The organism is Aerococcus sp. 1KP-2016, from assembly GCF_002252085.1.
Classification (GTDB): Bacteria; Bacillota; Bacilli; order Lactobacillales; family Aerococcaceae; genus Aerococcus.
The window spans coordinates 1-19856 of record NZ_NEEY01000006.1 but is presented as its reverse complement, the minus strand read 5'-3'; the positions used below and the strand labels follow the sequence as shown (position 1 = coordinate 19856).

The window sequence follows — 19856 nt, the reverse complement described above, 5'->3', positions numbered from 1 at the left end:
TTTAAAATGGACCATAGCCAATGACGTGAGCTGCAATTAGGAAAATTAGTCCGATTACGATATAAATTGTAAGTAATGGCACAAACCATTTAAACCATTTATTATAAGGTATTTTTGCAAGAGATAACTCAGCCATTAAAACTCCAGATGTAGGAATGATTGCGTCCATGAAACCAGATCCTAGTTGGAATGCTAAAACAGCTGTTTGCCGTGTGATATTTAAAGAGTCTGCAATTGGTAACATGATTGGCATGGTTGCCGCCGCCTGTCCAGATCCAGAAGGAATAAAGAAATTAATCAATATTTGAATAACATACATACCGACTGAGCCTAATATTGCTGGGAAAATATTCACAACTTGAACAAGATAATAAATAATCGTATCCAAAATCATGCCATTTTCCATAACCACTAAAATACCTCGAGCAAATACAATCGCTAGTACAGAGAACATCATTTCTTTAGCGCCTGCAACAAAAGTATCAGCGATTTCCCCGGTTGATAAACCTCCAATTAAAGCCGATACAATCGCCATAGTGAAAAACATTGCCCCTAATTCATCAATAAACCAACCAATTTTGAATACACCATAAATCATCATAGCAAAACCGATGAATAAAGCTATTGCGATTCCTTTATGGCGGTTATTAAAAGGTGGCAATTCTTGATAGTTTAAATCAACATAGTCAGCCGCATCCTTATCCGATGCTTCTAAGTCAGCAACAGCACTCGTTTCAGGGCGTGTTTTAACTCTCTTCGCATAACGCATGATATAGAATGATGTTACAGCCCATAATATAATAAACAGAACAATACGTAATCCCACGCCTGAAAAAAGAGGTAATTCCGCAAGTGTTTGTGCTACCCCAACAGAAAATGGATTCATAAATCCAGCATTAAAACCAACTGCTGCACCCAATATTAATACTGCCACACCGACCATTGCATCGTACCCTAAAGCACGTGATAAGGCGATACCAATTGGAATGAAAAGAATAATTTCTTCGGCAAGCCCTAGAGTTGCACCGCCTAATCCGGTGACAAATACGAGAATGGGAATGAAAATTTCCTCATGACCTTTGAGTAATTTAACTAATCGCCCCATTAATGCTTCTAAAATACCGGTTTCGGTTATTAACTTGAAGGATCCTCCTGTGATAAATAAGAAAAATACGATTGAACCAACATCCATAAATGCCTTCGGTAATGCCAAAATCAATTCAAAGGGTGTTTGCGGATTCGACTCAATAAATGTAAAGGAACCTGGTACTAAGACAGTCCTTTCTTCTACAAGAACTCTTTCAAATTGACCAGCTGGAACAACCCACGTTAAGACCATCATCACCATCATTATGGTAAATAATAGCACTAAAGCATTGGGCATTTTAAATTGAAACTTTGAAAATTTTGACGACATATAATCACTCCTCCTAAAAAATGAAAATAAAAAATACCAAGGCAAGCAAAAGCTCACCTTGGTATTCAAAGAATAGTCCAAAAGTACTTTTGCCCGCAAATATAGAAAGCGCTCCTTCAAAGGAATGGGCATTCCTTCTAGGCAGTGATGTACTTGTTCAATACACCCCCAACAGCATGTGGCTATTTCGGCTAACAACCCTTTCACCTGTAAGGCTAATGATTTTGTTAGCGACCTCTTTCTATATTGCATTTTTTAAATTAATTAATATATTAGAGAACAATAATTTCAATGTCAAGGATATTCTCATTATTTTACAATTTTTGTTTTATTTTAAAATCAATTCTTTTAACCAAGTTTCTGCCAAAGGTATCCATTGCGCGGCAGTTTTATTCACTTGATTGGGCATGGTTGCAGAAAGCTCGTTAGCCACTGAAAGGCCGTGTGGTCCTTCTTGGAAGATATGCATTTCAAACGGAATTTGATTTTCTTCTAATGCTAAGGCTAGTGATAAGGAATCACGTACGTTAACAACATCATCTTCACGTGTTGCCCAAATAAAAGTTGGTGCAGTATGTTCATTCACAGTAGCTGGGACAGAATAACGTTCAATTTCTGCTTCACTAGGTAGTGGTTTTCCAAAGCAAGCTAAAGATATAGCTGTTGCATAGGCCTTGATATTTGGGTCAGGATTGGCAATGTTTTGGTGATAATAATAGGTAATATCAGTTAGGGCGTAGGCAGAAATATTAAATGCTGGTTTCAAGGCTTTGCCCTTCAAATTTGTTGCATTTTGAATCACATCTTCATACCATACATTACTGTACATCCCGGTATTGTGACCACCAGCAGAAAATCCTGCTAGGCCAATCTTATCAGTATCAATGCGCCACTCAGTCGCATGTTGATGCAAAATTTCAAATGCCTTAGCAGTTTCTTGTAGCGCATGGGGGAAAATAACATCAGGTTTAACCGGAAATTGCCCTTCTGCAATGATTTCTGCAGTTGTTTTCCCTTGCCCATAGACCGAATATCGCAAGACAAATGCGTGAAAGCCCATAGCATTAAATGCCAATGCCACTGGTTCAGCTTCTCTATCTGAACAGTACATATATGAACCACCGGGACAGATAATCACGGCCGGTCGTTCAATATTCACATTACTTGTGCGGATTGGATCAATCACGTAGCTAGTTAAGGTCACATCATCACGATCATTATATAGCTTTATTACTTCTTTTTGCATCAGACGTTCTCTCCTCTAAATTTCATTAATGCCATTATAGCATTTGATTTTCATTAGAGAAAAAGAAAACCCCCGTCTCCAAATAGCAAGAAACGGGGGCATGAAAAGTTTAAGAAACGATACCTACCGATTGAATAAATCGATTAAAGCCATCTTTTCCTGCTGGTGTATCTTTATACACACCAGCATCTTCTAAGACGCGTACAAAAACATTTGCAATTTCATCTTTTAAAATAGTATGCACTGTATCTGGAGTCAAAGTATGGTGATAATTTTGCTTTAAATCTTGTGCCCATATTAAATGGTAAGCTGCAATATTATTTTCTTTATCTAATAGATAGTCAGCAACTGCCGAGATTTCATCTTTTAAGCGTGGTGGTAATATAGCTAAGCCCATTACTTCAATTAAACCGATATTTTCCTGTTTAATATGTTGCACATCTTGATGTGGATGATAAACGCCATCTGGATATTGTGATGAAGTATGATTATCACGTAAAACCAAATCTAGTTCGAATTTGTCCCCATTTTTGCGGGCGATAGGTGTAATTGTATGATGAGCTTCGTCCCCTGTATATGCAATTACATCCAGATTTGGATCTTCATATGTTTGCCAAGCCAGTCGGATTTTATCGGCCAGGGTCACCAAATCTCCGCGCTCTTTTCCTTGTAGACGTATCACAGACATGGGCCATTTGACAATCCCAGCTTGGATGTTTGGGTAACCTTCAAACGTGAATTGACTTTCAAAGGGTGCCTTAGCCATAGGGAAATCATGACGTCCCGTTTGATAATGATTATGCGTTAGAATTGAACCTCCTACAATCGGCAAATCGGCATTAGATCCAGCAAAATATCCAGGAAAAATAGCTACAATGTCTAATAATTGTTCAAAAGTTTGTTTTGAAATGACCATGGGGACATGCTGTGTGTTTAATACAATACTATGCTCATTGAAATAGGCATATGGTGAATATTGGAACCCCCACTTCTCATCGCCTAATTGAAGACGAATAATTCTGTGGTTAGCGCGCGCCGGATGGTTGATTCTGCCTTGATATCCTTCATTTTCCATGCATAGCTGGCAAAGAGGATATCTAGAATATTGCGCTTTTTTGGCGGCGGCGATTGCCTTAGGATCTTTTTCAGGTTTTGATAGGTTAATGGTAATTTCCACTGGTCCATAGGCCGTTTGACTTGTATACGCAATGTTCTTAGCAATGGCCCCTACTTTAATATAGTCATTACGTTGACTCAGCGCATAAAATTCCTGGATGGCCTCTTCTGGAGAAATTTGATAGGTATCCCAAAAGTGTTGATTTAAAACACTAGGGGCTGGCGTGATGAAATCCATTAATGCAGCGCCTAAAGTATCTCGCTCTTCTGTTAAATCCCCTACTTTTCCGTTGTCAACAGCAACATCTACTAAGGCATCACGTAAGGAAATAAGGGTGGTTCTAGTTGTTTCTTGATTGGCACCTGCTTCACCAGTTAATGCTAAGATTCGATTGCGTAAATAAAAATGATCGTCTATTGTATAATCACTATTTTCGATAACCTGTGTAACAAAGGCATCAATTAGTTTTGCCATGTCATCATCTCCTTGTTAGTACACGCGCGCCACTTGAGATTTCTGCGATATAAAATTGTGGTGGATAGCCGATTGTTTCAGTATATACACGCCCTACTTGCTCTTTAAAAGCATCCACCTTGTCTTTTGCGACGATGGCAATGCCACATCCTCCAAAGCCTGCGCCCGTCATACGCGCGCCTAATACACCCTCCTGTGCCCATGCTGTATGGATCAAGGTATCTAGCTCGATTCCGGTAACTTCATAATCGTGTTCTAATGATACATGGGAGGCATTCATTAAGCGACCAAATGCTAATAGATCCCCAGTTTGCAATGCTTGTCGTGCAAGTGACGTTCGTTGGTTTTCCCAAACAGCATGTCGTGCACGTTTCAAACGATTACTATCTTGAACTAAATAAGCATATTGATCAAAGGTGTTGGCATCAATCGCACCCAGTGAATCAATGGTCAACTTTTGGTTAAGTTCGGCGAGTGCTGTTTCACATTCAGTCCGGCGTTCATTGTATTTAGAATCGGCTAATTCACGGCGTTTATTGGTATTCATGATTACAATTACGTTATCAGCTAAATCTAGCGGAACGAGTTCATAGTCGAGAGAATTTGTATCCAGATAAATCGCACGTTTATCTGCCCCCATCCCGACGGCAAATTGATCCATAATACCCGAATTGACACCGATAAAATCATTTTCGGTTTTTTTACCAATTTTTACTAAATCTAGTCTTTCTAGTGTTAAATCATACAAGTCTTCCGCAACTATCCCTGTGAGTAATTCAAGTGAAGCTGATGATGAAAGACCGGAACCATTTGGAATATTCCCATATACGTATAGATCAAAACCGGTATCAATTGGATGACCTGCTTCTATTAAAAATTTAATGACCCCTTTAGGATAGTTCGTCCAACCGTCTTCCTTTGTTAGAATCAGTTGATTTAGGTTAATTTCAATAATGCCATCATCTTTGAAATTTGCTGAATAAAAGCGACAGATTTGGTCATCTCGTTTACGGGCAACACCATAAGTGCCCAGTGAAATAGCTGCTGGGAATACGTGGCCCCCGTTGTAATCTGTATGTTCACCAATTAGGTTAATACGTCCTGGTGAGAAAAAAGTTGCATCAGCTTGTTCGTTGAAAATGTCTGTAAAAGCTTGATTTAATGTTGTCGTGTCCATAAGCAATCTCCTTGATTTATATGATAATTTTATTATAGATTATTCAGATAAAATATTCGATATATTTACTAAACTTTTACTAATGTAGCTACAAATGTGTTATAATGGATAAAAATACATGATAAAGGAAGTAAGGATATGGCTACTCTTAAAGATATCGCAAAATTAGCAAAAGTTTCGCAAGCGACCGTTTCACGTGTGTTGAACCGTGATGAAACCCTTTCTGTTGGTGAAGACACGAAACATCGTATTCTAGCCATTGCAGACGACTTGGGCTATACCAAACATCAAAAGACGACGAATATAGCAAAACAGCGACAAAAAATTGCTGTTGTCCAATGGTATAGTGAGCAAGAAGAATTAAATGATTTGTATTATTACGCTATTCGGATTGGGATAGAAAAACGTGCCGAAGATTTAACCTATGACATTGTCCGTTATTTCAATAATCAAATTATTCAAATTGCTGATGATATTGCTGGAATTATTGCCATCGGTAAATTTTCTAATCAACAAATTAAACGGTTAGAGTCCTATAATCGCAAATTGGTTTTTGTGGATTCAGATACCTTAAATGCTGGTCATCCCTGTGTGACAACTGATTTTGATAATGCCGTGATTCAAGTATTAGATTATTTTATGCAGCATGGGTTAACATCGATAGGTATGATTGCCGGTGAAGAGAAAACGACAGATGGTAAGGAACAGTTAATTGATCAACGGTTCAGAACTTTCCGAAACTATGCATCTGAACTAGGTGTTTACCATGCAAAATATACGTATATTGGTGATTTTTCAGCACAAGCTGGGTATGATTTGATGAAACAGGCCATCACTGAACATGGAGAAGCCCTTCCACAAGCTTTCTTTGTGGCCAATGATACATTAGCTATTGGTGCTTTACGTGCCCTTCAGGAGGCGCGTATTGCTGTCCCTGAACGGGTGAGTCTTATTTCATTTAATGATACCCCGTTGACGAAACAGATTTTCCCCGCCCTATCCAGTGTGACCGTTTTTACTGAGGAAATGGGTCGAATTGCTGTGGATACCCTGAATCGTCAATTGATAAACCCGGAAGTAGTACCTACTATGACTAGACTTGCCACTCGGTTAACAATACGTGATTCTAGTGGTTAAATATCAAAAAAAGGTAACCACAAACGATTGCGGTTACCCTTTTTGATATTATTTTTTATTTTGTCAGCTTAACACAAAATGCATCCCAAGCATCCAAGGTGATTTGTTGTAAATCGGTTGGCACCACATGATTGCTGATAATAATTGTTTCATAGGTACCATTAAAACTAAATGTTTGTGCTACATCAGATACATTCACGACTACTAAGTATGCTTCACTTGGTGTTCTTCGGATGTAGGCAAATACTTTATCGCTAGTATCTAATAGCTCAAAACCGCCATCGATTAACCATTCTGAAGTTTGGCGTAATTGAACCAATTTTTGATAAGTATAAAAAATACTGTCCTGATCAGCTAAGGCGTTTTTGACGTTAATTTCATGATAATTTGGATTTACTGGTAGCCAGGTTGTGTCTCCACTTGAGAATCCGGCATGTTTCGTTTCATCCCACTGCATAGGTGTCCTAGCATTGTCTCGACCAATCATGCGGATACTGTCCATGACTTGCCCCATAGATTGACCATTTGCCGTAGCTTCTCGTGCATAGTTTAAGGATTCAATATCATCAATTTCATCTAAATTGTTAAAAGGATAATTGGTCATTCCTATTTCTTCACCTTGGTAAATATAAGGTGTACCTCGCATCAGATGTAGGAGAATGGCTAATGCCTTGGCTGATTTCACTCGGTTTGGGCCAGTTGAGCCCCAAATAGAAAGGACACGGGGTAAATCATGGTTGTTCCAGAATAAAGAGTTCCAACCTTGACCAAGCCCTAATTCTGTCTGCCATTTATTAAAAATCTTTTTTAATGCAGGTACATCTAGTTCGTCTTCAAAATCCCATTTAGCTGCATCCGGCTTATGTTGCAGACCAATATGCTCGAACTGAAATACCATAGATAGTTCATGACTGTCAGGATTTGAGTATAATTGGGCAATTTTCGGCGTAGCACCCCATGTCTCACCTACAGTTAATAAATCATGTTTACCAAAGGAAGCAGTGTTCATTTCCTTGATGTAATCGTGTAATTTAGGGCCATTATTGACAATCCCTTGATCAGGAACTTTACCAATCATGTCGATAACATCCATACGGAACCCACCGATACCTTTATCGATCCAAAAGTTCATCATATCATAAATTTTTTGACGTAAAGAGGCGTTCTCCCAGTTTAAATCAGGTTGCTTTTTGCTGAAGAAGTGCAGGTAATATTGACCAGATGCTTCATCTTTTTCCCATGCTGAGCCACTAAATATTGAAGTTAGGTCATTGGGTTCGTCACGCCAAATATAATAATCACGTTCTGGGCTTGTCGGATTGTCGCGGGCTTCCACGAACCAGGCATGTTCATCTGATGTATGGTTTACGACGAGGTCCATGATAATACGAATACCACGTTGATTGGCTTCAGCTAGTAACAAATCCATATCATTCATGTCACCAAACATGTCTGCTATCGCTTCATAATTCGCAATATCATAACCGTTATCGTCCATAGGGCTAGCATAAACTGGTGATAACCAGATGGCAGTTATGCCCAATTCTTGCAAGTAGTCTAATTTGCTGGTAATGCCCTTTAAATCCCCAATACCATCGCCATTCGCATCTGCAAAGGATTTAGGATAGATTTGATAGATAGTTGCTTTGTGCCACCAATGTTTTTCCATTTCACGCACTCCTTATGATGTTTTATGTTGTTAAGTCCATTCTACCAGTTTGTGCAAGCGTTTGCATTAATAATATCAAAAATAGCTGGGAAGTTTTGTCCCCAGCTAAGATATGCTTCGCATATTAACGAATTGCTTGTTCTGTTGCCAAGTCGAAGAAATGTCCCTTCGTAATGTTAAAGGTTAGGGCAACTTTGTCACCCGCTTCAAATGTGTCACGAGCAGAGATACGTGCAACGTATTCAGTTTGACCTAATTTTAGGTATAACATGGTTTCAGGACCAAGTAATTCAGAAACGACTACCTCACCTGTCACGGTATCCTCTGGGTAGGCTTCCATGGCAATGTTAGTATCCAAAATATCTTCTGGACGAATACCGAAAATGGCTTCTTTACCCAGGTAACCACGGTCACGTAAGATTTTAGCTTGGCCTTCTGGTATAGCAATGTCCAAACCATCTTGATTGGAAATACGATTCTCCCCTACTGTTACTGTAAAGAAGTTCATTGAAGGACTACCAATAAAGCCAGCTACGAATTTACTTACGGGTTTATTATATAATTCTTGTGGTGTACCGATTTGTTCAATGCGACCAATTGTGCCTGAACCATCAGAATTTTTCGTTGCATTCATAATCACAATTCGATCTGCTAATGTCATTGCTTCGGTTTGATCATGTGTAACATAAATGGTCGTTGCCCCAATTTTACGGGTGATTTTGGCAATTTCTGTCCGCATGGAAACACGTAACTTGGCATCAAGGTTTGATAAAGGTTCATCCATTAGGAATACTTTAGCATCACGGACAATTGCTCGTCCCATAGCTACACGTTGTCGTTGCCCACCTGATAGGTCTGCTGGTTTACGTTGTAAGAAATCAGTTAAACCTAGTATTTCTCCTGCTTCATTCACGCGACGGTCAATTTCAGCTTTGTCGTATTTACGTAATTTCAAACCAAAAGCCATGTTATCGTAAACCGTCATATGTGGGTATAAAGCATAGTTTTGGAATACCATCGCAATATCACGATCTTTAGGTGATTTGTTATTCACTACTTCACCATCAATTTTTAGTTCCCCCTGGCTTATTTCCTCTAATCCAGCGACCATACGTAATGTAGTGGATTTACCACAACCAGAAGGTCCGACAAATACAATGAATTCTTTATCTTTAATATCTAAATTAAAATCTTCTACAGCGTAGTCAGTGGCGTCGGGGTATTTTTTGTAAATATGGTTTAGGTTTAATTCTACCATGTTATACTCTCTTTCTATTCAAAATGAACGGGACGGTCGTTTTCAAAGATACTGTAGCGTAAATCAAGTAAGTTTATGTTTGCCTCAGCAATTACTGATTTGTCAGCATTATAGCGTGTAATGATTATCGTATGTGCATCCGGTGTAGCAACCTCGATACCACCAGCTAAATCAAAAGCTTCACTTTCATTACGGAAGGTAAATAATTGCAATAATTTTTGGACCAATGGACGCTGTATTTCACGTCCAATTTCATCACTAGTGTAATAGTGGCGATTGATATTACGCCCCTCTTTGGTATTTTCTAAGAGTTCTAGATCATTTTTACCAGCAAGTAGACCCACATAATACACTTGTGGAATTCCTGGTGCGAAAGCTTGAATCAATCGCGCGATGAAATATTTCTTATCATCGTCACCTAGCGCTGAATAATAGGTGGTATTGATTTGATAGATGTCTAAATTATTATATTCTGCAGAAGAATACTTACGTTTAACGTTAGCGCCTACCTTATAAAGGGCTTTGGATGTAAAATCAATTTCTTCGTCGGTTAAAATATCCTTTACATCGACAACCCCTATTCCGTCATGGGTATCCAAGGTGGTAAATTGCTTCATGGGGCTCATCTTCAACCACTTAGCTAATTGGTCTGTGTTACCTGAGAACAGTGAATACAAGGTAACCATTGGTAAAGCAAAGTCATAAACAAAGTAGCCGTGATCAGCAAGTTTAAAAGGAATTGTATAGTGTTCATGAATTTCAGGTAAAATATCCGCGCCTGCTTCTTGGGCAACCGCTTGCACTCGGTCTAGTAAGTCCCAAATTTCTGGTTCCACGAAAAAATCATTGGTATCTAGTTTTTTAATTGCATAGGCAAAGGCATCAAGTCGAATCAAATCGCAACCGTTTGCCACTAGCTGTTCAATCGTATCTTTGATGAAGTCCATTGTGACTTGATGGCGTATATCTAGGTCGATTTGCTCTTCCCCAAAAGTATTCCATAAATGTTCCGTAGTACCATCGGCGAAGGTGATGGCTTGCATGGGGGCTTTATCTTTTCTTTTATAGATTAAGTCGATGTCGGCCTGTGTTGGTCGTCCACTTGGCCAGAATTTTTCCCATCTTAGAAATAAATCGGCATAGTCAGAAGCGTCCTTTTTCTCCTGAAAGTCTTTGTAATACGTGGACTGGCGGGAGATGTGATTGATCATAAAATCGAACATTAGATAGTATTTGTTACCTAGGGCTTTGATATCATCCCAGTTACCAAATGCTGGATCTACTTGACCGTAGTCAACCGGAGCAAAACCTCTATCGCCTGTAGAGGGAAAAAATGGCAGTAGATGCACACCACCGATGGCTTGACCAAAATATTGGTCGATATTCGTCTTCAATTCTTTTAAGTTGCTACCTAAACTATCAGAATAGGTAATCAACATGGTTTTGTTTTGAAATGTCATGTATATGCTCCTCTTCTCAGTAGTAGATTATTTGATGGCCCCGTTGCTCATACCAGAGATGATATTCTTTTGGAAAATCAGGTAAACGATTGTGATCGTGATGATACCGACCACATATGATGCAAAACTTGGACCGTAATCGTTGAAGTATTGGCCTGTATAGTTGTACTGGAATAGAGGTAATGTCCACATTTCAGCATTTTTGTTTAGAATCAGCAAAGGTAGCATGAAGTCGTTCCAGAACCATAAAGCATTAATGATGAGTGTCGTTGCGTGCATTGGTTTCAGCATTGGGAAGATTATTTTACGATAAGTCGTAAAACGATCTGCACCATCAATCATAGCGGCTTCATCTAAAGTATCCGGTACACTCAATTTGATATAGCCCACGTATAGGAATAAGGTTTGAGGAATGGCATATGTTAGGTACAGGATGATTAAACCCCACATATTTGCTAAGCCTAAGCGACTCATCATGACAGTGATTGGAATCATAATTACTTGGAATGGTACAAAGATTCCCAAGATCAATAGTGAATACATAATCGCAAAGGCTTTATGTTTCGACATGTTTCGGGCGATAGAATAGGCCGCTGCTGGGATAAATAGGGTTACAAGGATTACAGACAGTACCGTAATAACCGCGGAATTCCAGAAATAATGCCCTATACCATCTGCAACCAACCGAGCATAATTATCAAGTGTTGCTGGATTTGGAAAGGCAAAGAAATGTTGCATGATGTCTTGTGTTGTTTTAAATGATGAAAATACTGTCGCTAAAAGCGGAATCAAGATTAAGATTGCTCCAACAATTAGGAGGACGTATTTCCAAATTAGATTGAATCGTTCTTCATTTTTCATATGGTTTTCCTCCTAGATTTCAAAGCGACGTGACAAACGAATTTGAATAATAGAGACAACAGCGATAATTAAGAATAAGACGATGGCAATTGCGTTGGCATAACCATATTGATTACTCTTAAAGGCATAGTTGTAAACTAACAGACCGATTGAAGTTGTTGAATTACTTGGACCACCACCGGTTAAGGCAAAAATTGGATCAAAGGCTGTTAAGCCACCTTTTAAAGCCATGATGAATACCATAGAGATACTTGGTAACAAGTACGGTAATTCGATACTGAAGAATGTTTGTTGGCTGTTAGCACCGTCAATGGCAGACGCTTCAATTATTTCTTCGGGAATACTTTGTAAACCAGCTAAGAAAATGATAATTGGCATAGCCACACCTTGCCATAAAAGGACAAAGATAGCTGCAAATACGGCGCCACTAGTTGAACCTAGTAGAGACTCTTGTAACCAGCCAATATTCAATGCTTGACCAATAGCCGGTAAACCATAGTTAAATACCTGTTTAAAAATTAACGATACGGTCAATCCGGAGAGCACTGCTGGAAAGAAATACCAGGCTCTAAAAAATGTGCGTCCCTTGATTTTTGAATTTAATAACCGGGCAATTAAAATGCCAATCACAATTTCACCGACGATTAAAGACACAGTTAAAATCAAGGTGAAACCAATAGCTTTCATAAATTTACTATCAGACATCAAGATAATGTAGTTGTTTAGGCCAACAAAATCAAAGTTATATGTTAACCCAGTCCAGTTGGTAAAACTGTAAAAGGCCCCCTGAAACATGGGGAAATAGAAGAAAATAGCTTGAAGTAGTAGTGGGACAATTAAAAAGGCCCAACCCCAATATTTATTAATTGTTTTTCTCATGTGATCTTTCCCCCTAGTCTAGGTCTGCTTTCATTGGATTGAAGAAGGCATTCAGTTCATCCGCTAAAGCTTCTATATCTTGCGTCATTAAGTAGTTGGCTGTTGCGGTGAAGAAATCATCTTCACTCGTCCAATGTTGCGCCATCCATACATAATGTTTGTCAGTGAAGGCTAGTTCATTTAAGGCTTTTAGTGGTGAATCACTATCTTCTTCCACCCCAATTACGGCAACTGGCGAACCATCCACGTCATAGTATTTCTGCATAGGCTCTGGCGTTGTCATGTAGGCAACAAAAGTTTCTGCTGCTTCTAAATTTTCCGTCTCTGCAGCGATAGACAAGGCAAAATCGCCAGCTCCCACAGTAGCACTTTGTCCGGGCTCTTCACCTGGGAACGCAAAGGTAGAAATTTCAAAAGTAGGCTCTTGTTGTCGCATCGCTGCTAGTGCCCATGATCCATTGGTCGTCATTAAAGCATCTTCAGATGTAAATGCAACAATGGCATCGTTATAAGAGGCACCTTTCCAATTCGCTTGTTGATTGCCTTCATCAGCCAGTAAATCTAGTTTTGCAGCATCAGCTTTTAAGATATCATCATCAGCTGAGATACTGTTTGGTTGTGAATATCGCAAGTATTCATTTGCAGCATCGGCGCTACCAGTTGATGTAATTAAAGATAATTGATGGTAGCCATTCAAGGTCCAACCTTCTGTCCCTGCGATAGCAAATGGTGTTTCACCGGCGGCCTTGATGTCATCCACAAGTTGGACAAATTCATCCCATGTTTCAGGTGCTTTTAACCCTAAGGCTTCAAATTTTGTCTTATTGTAATATATGCCTGATACATTCGCTGTTAACGGCACATTGTATACCTTGCCGTTAATGGCATATTTATCAGCGTATTGATTTTTTAAATTATCTAGATAATCTTGACCAGTCATATCATAGAAGAAACCAGCATTTGCCCATTCTTGGAAGTCAATATTTTGTGGATATAAGTTGATAACATCAGGAACGTCACCTGATAGCATTCTTGTTTTTAAGACAGTACCAGCATCCGGTACATTCGTCATTTGCACATCTATATCCGGATGCAATTTTTCAAAATCTTGAATAATTTCTTCTAGAGTACCCTCCATCTCCTTCTTTTGATTAAAAAATTCAATGACCGTTTTGCCATTCGTACTTGTTTCTTCAGTATTACCGCATGCAGCTAACGCAAGCACACTGGCAGAGGCAATACCCAAATAACGGAGCTTTTTAAGCGTTTTCATGCCACTTTCTTCCTAATTCATTGCTTTAAAATGATAACGGTGCGAAACAAAATCTTCTGTCATAGGCGCTTCATACCATCCCATCCACTCCAATTCGCTACCCGTAAAAACTTCTTTACTAGCCACATTTTCATAGATTTTATCTGATTGAAGTCCATGTAATTTCACTTGATGAATCGATGCTTGGGCTGTATTCAATACCCCAAAAGTAAAAACTAATATTTCAGATTTGTCTTCATTGGTAAACATCCATGCCGTTGCGTTACCTTCAAAAGGACTTTCTAAACGAGTGAAATCACCGAATTGTACGAGTGGTCGGATCTCTTTATAAACGGCGACTTGTGATTTGACTAAGTCTTTTTCTGCCGCACTTAGTTGCGTTAAATCTAACTCATAGCCCAATACGCCACTCATTGCTACGTCACCGCGAGTATCAAACGGTGTAATTCGCCCTGTTTGATGATTGGGTACTGCAGATACATGTGACGTCATCAAGGAAGTTGGATAAAATAAGGATGTTCCGTATTGGATATTTAACCGTGCAACGGCATCTGTATTATCACTCGTCCATGATTGGGGCATATAATATGCGAAACCAACATCAAAACGACCACCACCACCTGCACAACCTTCCCATAAAATATCAGGATATTTTGTTGTTAAGTGTTCTAGCATTTCATACAAACCTAAAGTATATCGATGTAAGACTTCCCCCTGTTGATGTGCAGGTAAATTGGCCGAATAAATATCTGAAATATGTCGGTTCATATCCCATTTAATATAGTCAATGTAGCCTTCATCTAAAATGGCTTCAATTTGGGCGATGACATTATCTCTAACCTCTTTACGGCCAATATCTAATACAAATTGTTGACGACTCGGGTATGGTGTGCGTCCTGGGACTGCTAAACGATAGTCAGGATATTTACGTAATAATTCAGAATCTCCAGAAATCATTTCTGGTTCAAACCATAAGCCAAATTTTAAATCTTGACCGTGGACATAATCGGCAAATTGACGTAATCCTTTAGGAAATTTCCGTTTATCCACGAACCAATCTCCAAGTGAACTATCATCATTATCTCGGTGGCCAAACCAACCATCATCTAATACGAACATTTCAATACCTAATTGCTTGGCTTCATCTACGATTGGACGCAATTTTTCCTCGTCAAAATCAAAATAAGTTGCTTCCCAATTATTCACCAAGATTGGGCGAAGTGCGTGTTGATGATTTCCTCGAGCCACGCGGTCACGAATCAATCCGTGGAATGTTTGACTCATTTGATTTAACCCGTTATTGGCATACACCATGATGACTTCAGGTGCTTGGAAGCTTTCGCCGGATGCAAGTTGCCAAGAAAAAAGTTCTTCATTAATACCAATCACCACACGGGTTTGTTGAATTTGATCGCGTTCAATTTCTAACGCATGATTTCCTGAATATACAAGCGCAAAACCATAGGCTTCACCATGAAACTCGTCGGTATGTCTTTGCGCCAAAATCATGGTATTATTCATTTGATGACTTGAGGTGCCGCGACGACTTGCTAAACGTGTTTGGCCATATGTCAATGATTGTCGGCTAATATGACGTTCATTGACATGAGCTCCAGGTAAGGAAATCAAATCAAAGTCTTGCGCAGGTAAATCGAGTGCCATAGATGCGATTTTATCAATCATAATAGTTTGATTGGAAATATTATGTAATTTTACTGACCGCGTTATGACAGAACGTTCAGCATATATGGTATAGGATAAAGCTAATTCAAGACCAGCACGGGCATCAACTAACCAAATGACTAACGTTTCAGCCTCATCATCATGGTCTACGTAAGATGACGGAAGTCCCTCTAGTTTGGGTTTGCCTGTAATAATTTCGTAGCGATTATATATGAATCGAGTGGCTTGACTCCCATTCTCTTGTTTCACTAATATTGCTGGAATACGGTAGTCACCTTCACCAGTGCCACTATATTCTCTCAGCAAAGTATCAGGTGAATAGCCTCTATCTATACTATTTGGTAAATTACCTGAAAACCACGGTCTATACGTGGGTATTTTCTTTGTCCATGATAGTTTTCAATACGTGATCCGAAATACAGATGACTTAATAAGCCACCTTCTTCAACGCTTAACAGATATGAAATACTTGCATTTCTCAGGTGAAAAACCTGTGTTTCCGTATCAAATGTGATGAAATGAGCCATAATCTTCTCCTTTTGATTCATTAGAATTGATTTACTAATTTATTTACTAAAAGTTTACCAATAAGTAAGCGCTTTACAAATGGCGTTTTGTTTCCTAAACATGGTATAATGTTGCCTAATTAGGGAGGCATAAAAGATGACTTTAAATACATACAATGAATTTGATAATAATAATTTTGATTTAAACATTGATCATTATGGGTTTGAATCCTGTCCCCCGAATTATGCTTTCGGTCCAAGCGTTCGTAATAACTTTGTATTACATTATATTATTGAAGGTAGTGGGCAATTCACCATATATAATAAGGTGACGTCATTAGGTGCTGGAGATATTTTTATCCTACCTAAAGATGCCGTCACTTACTATCAAGCAGATGGTGATCAGCCGTGGTCTTACATATGGGTTGGTTTTTCCGGATCGAGAGCGGAAAGCATTTTATTGCAATCTAGTCTTATGGCAAAATGTTTTGCCACAAGTCAAAAGGACTCAAAAATTTTGAATCAAATGTATCGTTTAATTGCCTATGCGGATAAAAAATTTACTGAAAGTAATGAATTAGAAATTATAGGTGAATTATATAAATTGTTGGCTTTCTTAATTGAAGAATTCCCAAACCAGGAAGCGCAGGAAAGTCATAACAACCACAAGAAGTATATGAAGCAAGCTTTGAAGATTATTCATAGTCTATATGATACCCCCCTACAAGTTACCACAATAGCTGAAAAATTAAATTTGAACCGCAGTTATCTTTATAAGATATTTAAGGAAGAAACAGGACAGTCAATAAAAGATTATATATTAATGGTCAAAATGAAGAAAAGTTGTGATCTGTTAATCAATTCCTCCTTGACCATTTCTCAAATTGCTAGTTCCGTGGGTTTTACTGATCCTTTAGCATTTAGTAAGGCATTTAAGAAAACTTATCAGGTTAGTCCCCTTCAATTCCGTAAAATCAATGAATGAACACAAAAAAGGATCACTTACCATGAGGTAAATGATCCTTTTCGTTAACATCTTATATGATGTGATTATTTTAAGATAACTTGTTCTTCAGCAGCAATAACTTCTTTTTCTGCAGCTGGTGCTTCAATAGAACCAAATGGCATTTCAGCAACTAATTCCCAAGATTCTGGTAAGTCTAACAATTCACGGATAGCACGATCAAATCCTTGTTCGTAGCCAATGTTGAAATGTTGTAAAGTTGCGCCTAAACCTAGATCTGTTAAAGTTAACCAAGTAGCAAATTGAGCATTTGCAGATGCATGGTTTTTGTATACGTAACGACGTTCGTCGTTAGCAGGAATACCGTTTTCTACTGCGTCACGGTCTTCGAAGAATAATACAGTACCAACTGCATTACGAGCACCATCCATGATTGGCGCCATGTAGTTGAATGTTTCTTCTGGTAAAACTTTAGATTGTACATCTTTAATCAAGTCCCAAAGTTTTGCGTTATTTTCACCAGATGCTACTACTAAACGGCTAGATTGAGAGTTGAAAGCTGTTGGTACGTGAGGTACTACATTTTTCAAAGCTTCAGCAACTTGCTCAGCTGTTACGTCAGTATTCGCTCCGATTACGTATTGAGAGCGACGGTTTTCTAATAATTCTGCAAATGTTGACATATATTTAAATCCTCTTTCTGTTTTGGAATTTTCAAAACCTTATTGCAGTTTTGAACTACTTTTATCTTACCTACTTACTTTTTAAGAGTAAATTATTTTGTTCGATAAAACACATAGTTATACGTTTAAAGTAAAATTTGGCGTTAAATCGCAATCATTTGTTCAAATTTTCACTCAGTTTTATTGTATTTTTAGTACAAAATTGTCCAAAATCTCAACATCAAAAAAGACTGGACTACAAATCCAGTCTTTACGCTATTTAAATTGTCAGATTATTTGTTATCACGTAACCAATTTTGAGCTGCAGTAGCCATAGTTGCTGAACCAACAATTAGGGCTTCTTCATTAAATTGTACTAATGGATGATGAACTGGGTATACTTGTCCATCAGCATCAGGTAATGGACATCCAACAAAGAAATAACAAGATTCAGGTAATCTACTTGCAATATGCGCATAATCTTCAGATGCAAGATATGCTGGTACATTTACAACCTCATAGTTATCACCTAACGCTTCTTTAGCTGATGACATTACTTGATCAGCAACAGATTCAGTGTTAATTAAAGCAGGACAGTTAGCCATTACTTTAAATTCTGTTTCAGCACGGAAGGCTTTACCAATATATTCTACAATTTCAGGTAAACGTTTTGCCACATGTTCTGCAGATTCAGGGAATAATGAACGAGAGGTACCCTCTAGTACGACTGTATCTGGAATAACGTTGATTGCCCCACCTGGTGCATTGATATAGCCCATTGATAAAGATGCACCTTTATTTGATGGCAATTCACGAGCTAGAATACCATTCGCACCGTTAATAATTTGGCTAGCAACAAATACGGGGTCTACACCATTATTTGGCATAGCACCATGTGCACCTACACCTTTAATGGTGATACGGAAATTCAATGCTGAAGCCAAAGCTTCGCGTTTATGAATTTCTACATCCACTTTGTCACCATTTGGCCACATATGTAGGGCCATACCTGCATCTGGTTTAGGATTTTCTAAAATACCTTCTTCCACCATCACGCGTCCGCCGTTTAAAGTTTCTTCAGCTGGTTGGAATAAGAATTTAATTTGACCTTCCAATTGGTCTTCGTTTTCTTTTAACATTTTTAAGACCATTAATAAAATAGTTGTATGCATATCATGGCCACATAAATGACCATTGTCATTTTTTGAAGTACAAGCAGATTTTGATTTTTCAGTGATTGCTAAGGCATCCATATCAGCGCGAAGTAACAATGTTTTACCTTTATCGCCAGATCCTAGTGTACCCGTGATACCATATGTATTACCAACATTTTGGTAGGCAACCCCATATTCATCTAACTTAGCTTTTACTAATTTCGCCGTTTCCGGTAATTCAAATCCAACCTCTGGGTTCTCATGTAATTGGCGACGAACTTTTACTGCATCGTCAAATATTTCTTTTGCACGATCTAAATATGCCATAAATATTTCCTCCATTTTATTTTTCTTTTCAATTTATTGGACACCTATTTTAAAGTTTTTGTCTAATTTTTGACTAAAATTGCAATAATTACAATAAACTTCCCAAACTCATTTAAACGAAAGAAAATTCCATTACTTGCATAAGAAAAATCTGTTTTATGTTTTCATTATCATATTGATTAAATGTAAAGTGATTCACTTCCAACCACAAATAATGCCACATTTTATCTTGTAGGATATTAAATACAAAAAAAGAGGCTGGGACAAAAAATTAAAATCATAGATTTTTCGTCCTTACAGTGTACGTTCCTTGTGAGCCGTGGGACCTTTGAAAGCCAGGGTCTTTCAATTTGAAATCGAGCTAAGGTCTCGATTTCATCCTATTTCACGGCTAAGGAACTACACTTTCAGTCCTTTAACCTGTTCCCATGATATGTTTCAATCAAAATTTATAAAGATTTTTTCAAAGTAAAGAGGCTGGGACAAAAGGTCTCTCAAAAAAATTCACGCCCAAAACTATGAACTTTTTTGTTCAGTAGTGGGAGTGTATTTTTCTATATCTTTATAAAAATAAACGAAAGTGGGACTACTT

At 38.3% G+C, this 19856-nt stretch carries 14 protein-coding genes, 1 pseudogene and 1 riboswitch; of the genes and pseudogenes, 2 read left to right on the top strand and 13 right to left on the bottom strand.

What is annotated here, in order from left to right; translation table 11 throughout:
• Nucleotide 1 precedes the first annotated feature (1 nt).
• The 4 genes from B9P78_RS02245 to B9P78_RS02230 form a co-directional block, all read right to left on the bottom strand.
• Nucleotides 2-1417 carry a YfcC family protein gene (locus B9P78_RS02245; RefSeq protein WP_094517952.1) on the bottom strand — a complete coding sequence of 472 codons (1416 nt, stop codon included), beginning with the start codon at nucleotides 1415-1417 and terminating at the stop codon, nucleotides 2-4.
• 98 nt (nucleotides 1418-1515) lie between these two features.
• Nucleotides 1516-1665: riboswitch (Lysine riboswitch) on the bottom strand.
• 80 nt (nucleotides 1666-1745) lie between these two features.
• A complete protein-coding gene (locus tag B9P78_RS02240; RefSeq protein ID WP_094517951.1) occupies nucleotides 1746-2663 on the bottom strand; it encodes an alpha/beta hydrolase in 918 nt (305 codons plus the stop codon).
• A 109-nt stretch (nucleotides 2664-2772) separates the two neighbouring features.
• Entirely contained in the window at nucleotides 2773-4254 is a 1482-nt protein-coding gene (galT, locus tag B9P78_RS02235; protein ID WP_094517950.1) for a UDP-glucose--hexose-1-phosphate uridylyltransferase, read from the bottom strand.
• Nucleotides 4255-4258: 4 nt separating this feature from the next.
• Nucleotides 4259-5431 carry a galactokinase gene (locus B9P78_RS02230; protein ID WP_094517949.1) on the bottom strand — a complete coding sequence of 391 codons (1173 nt, stop codon included), beginning with the start codon at nucleotides 5429-5431 and terminating at the stop codon, nucleotides 4259-4261.
• Between the two features lie 138 nt (nucleotides 5432-5569).
• On the opposite strand from B9P78_RS02230, the gene B9P78_RS02225 reads away from it, so the two are divergent.
• Nucleotides 5570-6568 (top strand): LacI family DNA-binding transcriptional regulator, encoded by a 999-nt coding sequence (locus tag B9P78_RS02225; protein WP_094517948.1) that lies wholly within the window; start codon nucleotides 5570-5572, stop codon nucleotides 6566-6568.
• 55 nt (nucleotides 6569-6623) lie between these two features.
• Here the strand turns inward: B9P78_RS02225 and dexB are convergent, their stop codons facing one another.
• The 7 genes and pseudogenes from dexB to B9P78_RS02190 all read right to left on the bottom strand — a co-directional run bounded on the left by dexB (nucleotide 6624) and on the right by B9P78_RS02190 (nucleotide 16178).
• On the bottom strand, nucleotides 6624-8237 hold the full coding sequence (gene dexB / locus B9P78_RS02220; protein WP_094517947.1) for a glucan 1,6-alpha-glucosidase DexB: 1614 nt from the start codon (nucleotides 8235-8237) through the stop codon (nucleotides 6624-6626).
• A gap of 124 nt (nucleotides 8238-8361) precedes the next feature.
• Complete coding sequence (locus B9P78_RS02215) at nucleotides 8362-9495, bottom strand: ABC transporter ATP-binding protein (protein ID WP_094517946.1); 1134 nt, start codon at nucleotides 9493-9495, stop codon at nucleotides 8362-8364.
• Nucleotides 9496-9509: 14 nt separating this feature from the next.
• The gene (gene gtfA / locus B9P78_RS02210; RefSeq protein WP_094517945.1) at nucleotides 9510-10955 is read right to left on the bottom strand and encodes a sucrose phosphorylase; all 1446 of its coding nucleotides are present in this window, start codon (nucleotides 10953-10955) and stop codon (nucleotides 9510-9512) included.
• A 27-nt stretch (nucleotides 10956-10982) separates the two neighbouring features.
• Nucleotides 10983-11816, bottom strand: a complete 834-nt coding sequence (locus B9P78_RS02205; RefSeq protein WP_094517944.1) for a carbohydrate ABC transporter permease — start codon at nucleotides 11814-11816, stop codon at nucleotides 10983-10985.
• Nucleotides 11817-11828: 12 nt separating this feature from the next.
• Nucleotides 11829-12695, bottom strand: a complete 867-nt coding sequence (locus B9P78_RS02200) for a carbohydrate ABC transporter permease (protein WP_094517943.1) — start codon at nucleotides 12693-12695, stop codon at nucleotides 11829-11831.
• A gap of 13 nt (nucleotides 12696-12708) precedes the next feature.
• The gene (locus B9P78_RS02195) at nucleotides 12709-13968 is read right to left on the bottom strand and encodes an extracellular solute-binding protein (RefSeq protein ID WP_094517942.1); all 1260 of its coding nucleotides are present in this window, start codon (nucleotides 13966-13968) and stop codon (nucleotides 12709-12711) included.
• A 12-nt stretch (nucleotides 13969-13980) separates the two neighbouring features.
• Nucleotides 13981-16178: pseudogene (locus B9P78_RS02190) on the bottom strand (alpha-galactosidase).
• 136 nt (nucleotides 16179-16314) lie between these two features.
• Here B9P78_RS02190 and B9P78_RS02185 point away from each other — a divergent pair.
• On the top strand, nucleotides 16315-17142 hold the full coding sequence (locus B9P78_RS02185; RefSeq protein WP_094517941.1) for an AraC family transcriptional regulator: 828 nt from the start codon (nucleotides 16315-16317) through the stop codon (nucleotides 17140-17142).
• A gap of 65 nt (nucleotides 17143-17207) precedes the next feature.
• On the opposite strand, the gene B9P78_RS02180 is transcribed toward B9P78_RS02185, so the two are convergent.
• Together B9P78_RS02180 and B9P78_RS02175 are read right to left on the bottom strand one after the other, a co-directional pair.
• Entirely contained in the window at nucleotides 17208-17804 is a 597-nt protein-coding gene (locus B9P78_RS02180; RefSeq protein ID WP_094517940.1) for a nitroreductase family protein, read from the bottom strand.
• A 272-nt stretch (nucleotides 17805-18076) separates the two neighbouring features.
• Nucleotides 18077-19264 carry a M20 family metallopeptidase gene (locus B9P78_RS02175; protein ID WP_094517939.1) on the bottom strand — a complete coding sequence of 396 codons (1188 nt, stop codon included), beginning with the start codon at nucleotides 19262-19264 and terminating at the stop codon, nucleotides 18077-18079.
• Nucleotides 19265-19856 lie beyond the last annotated feature (592 nt).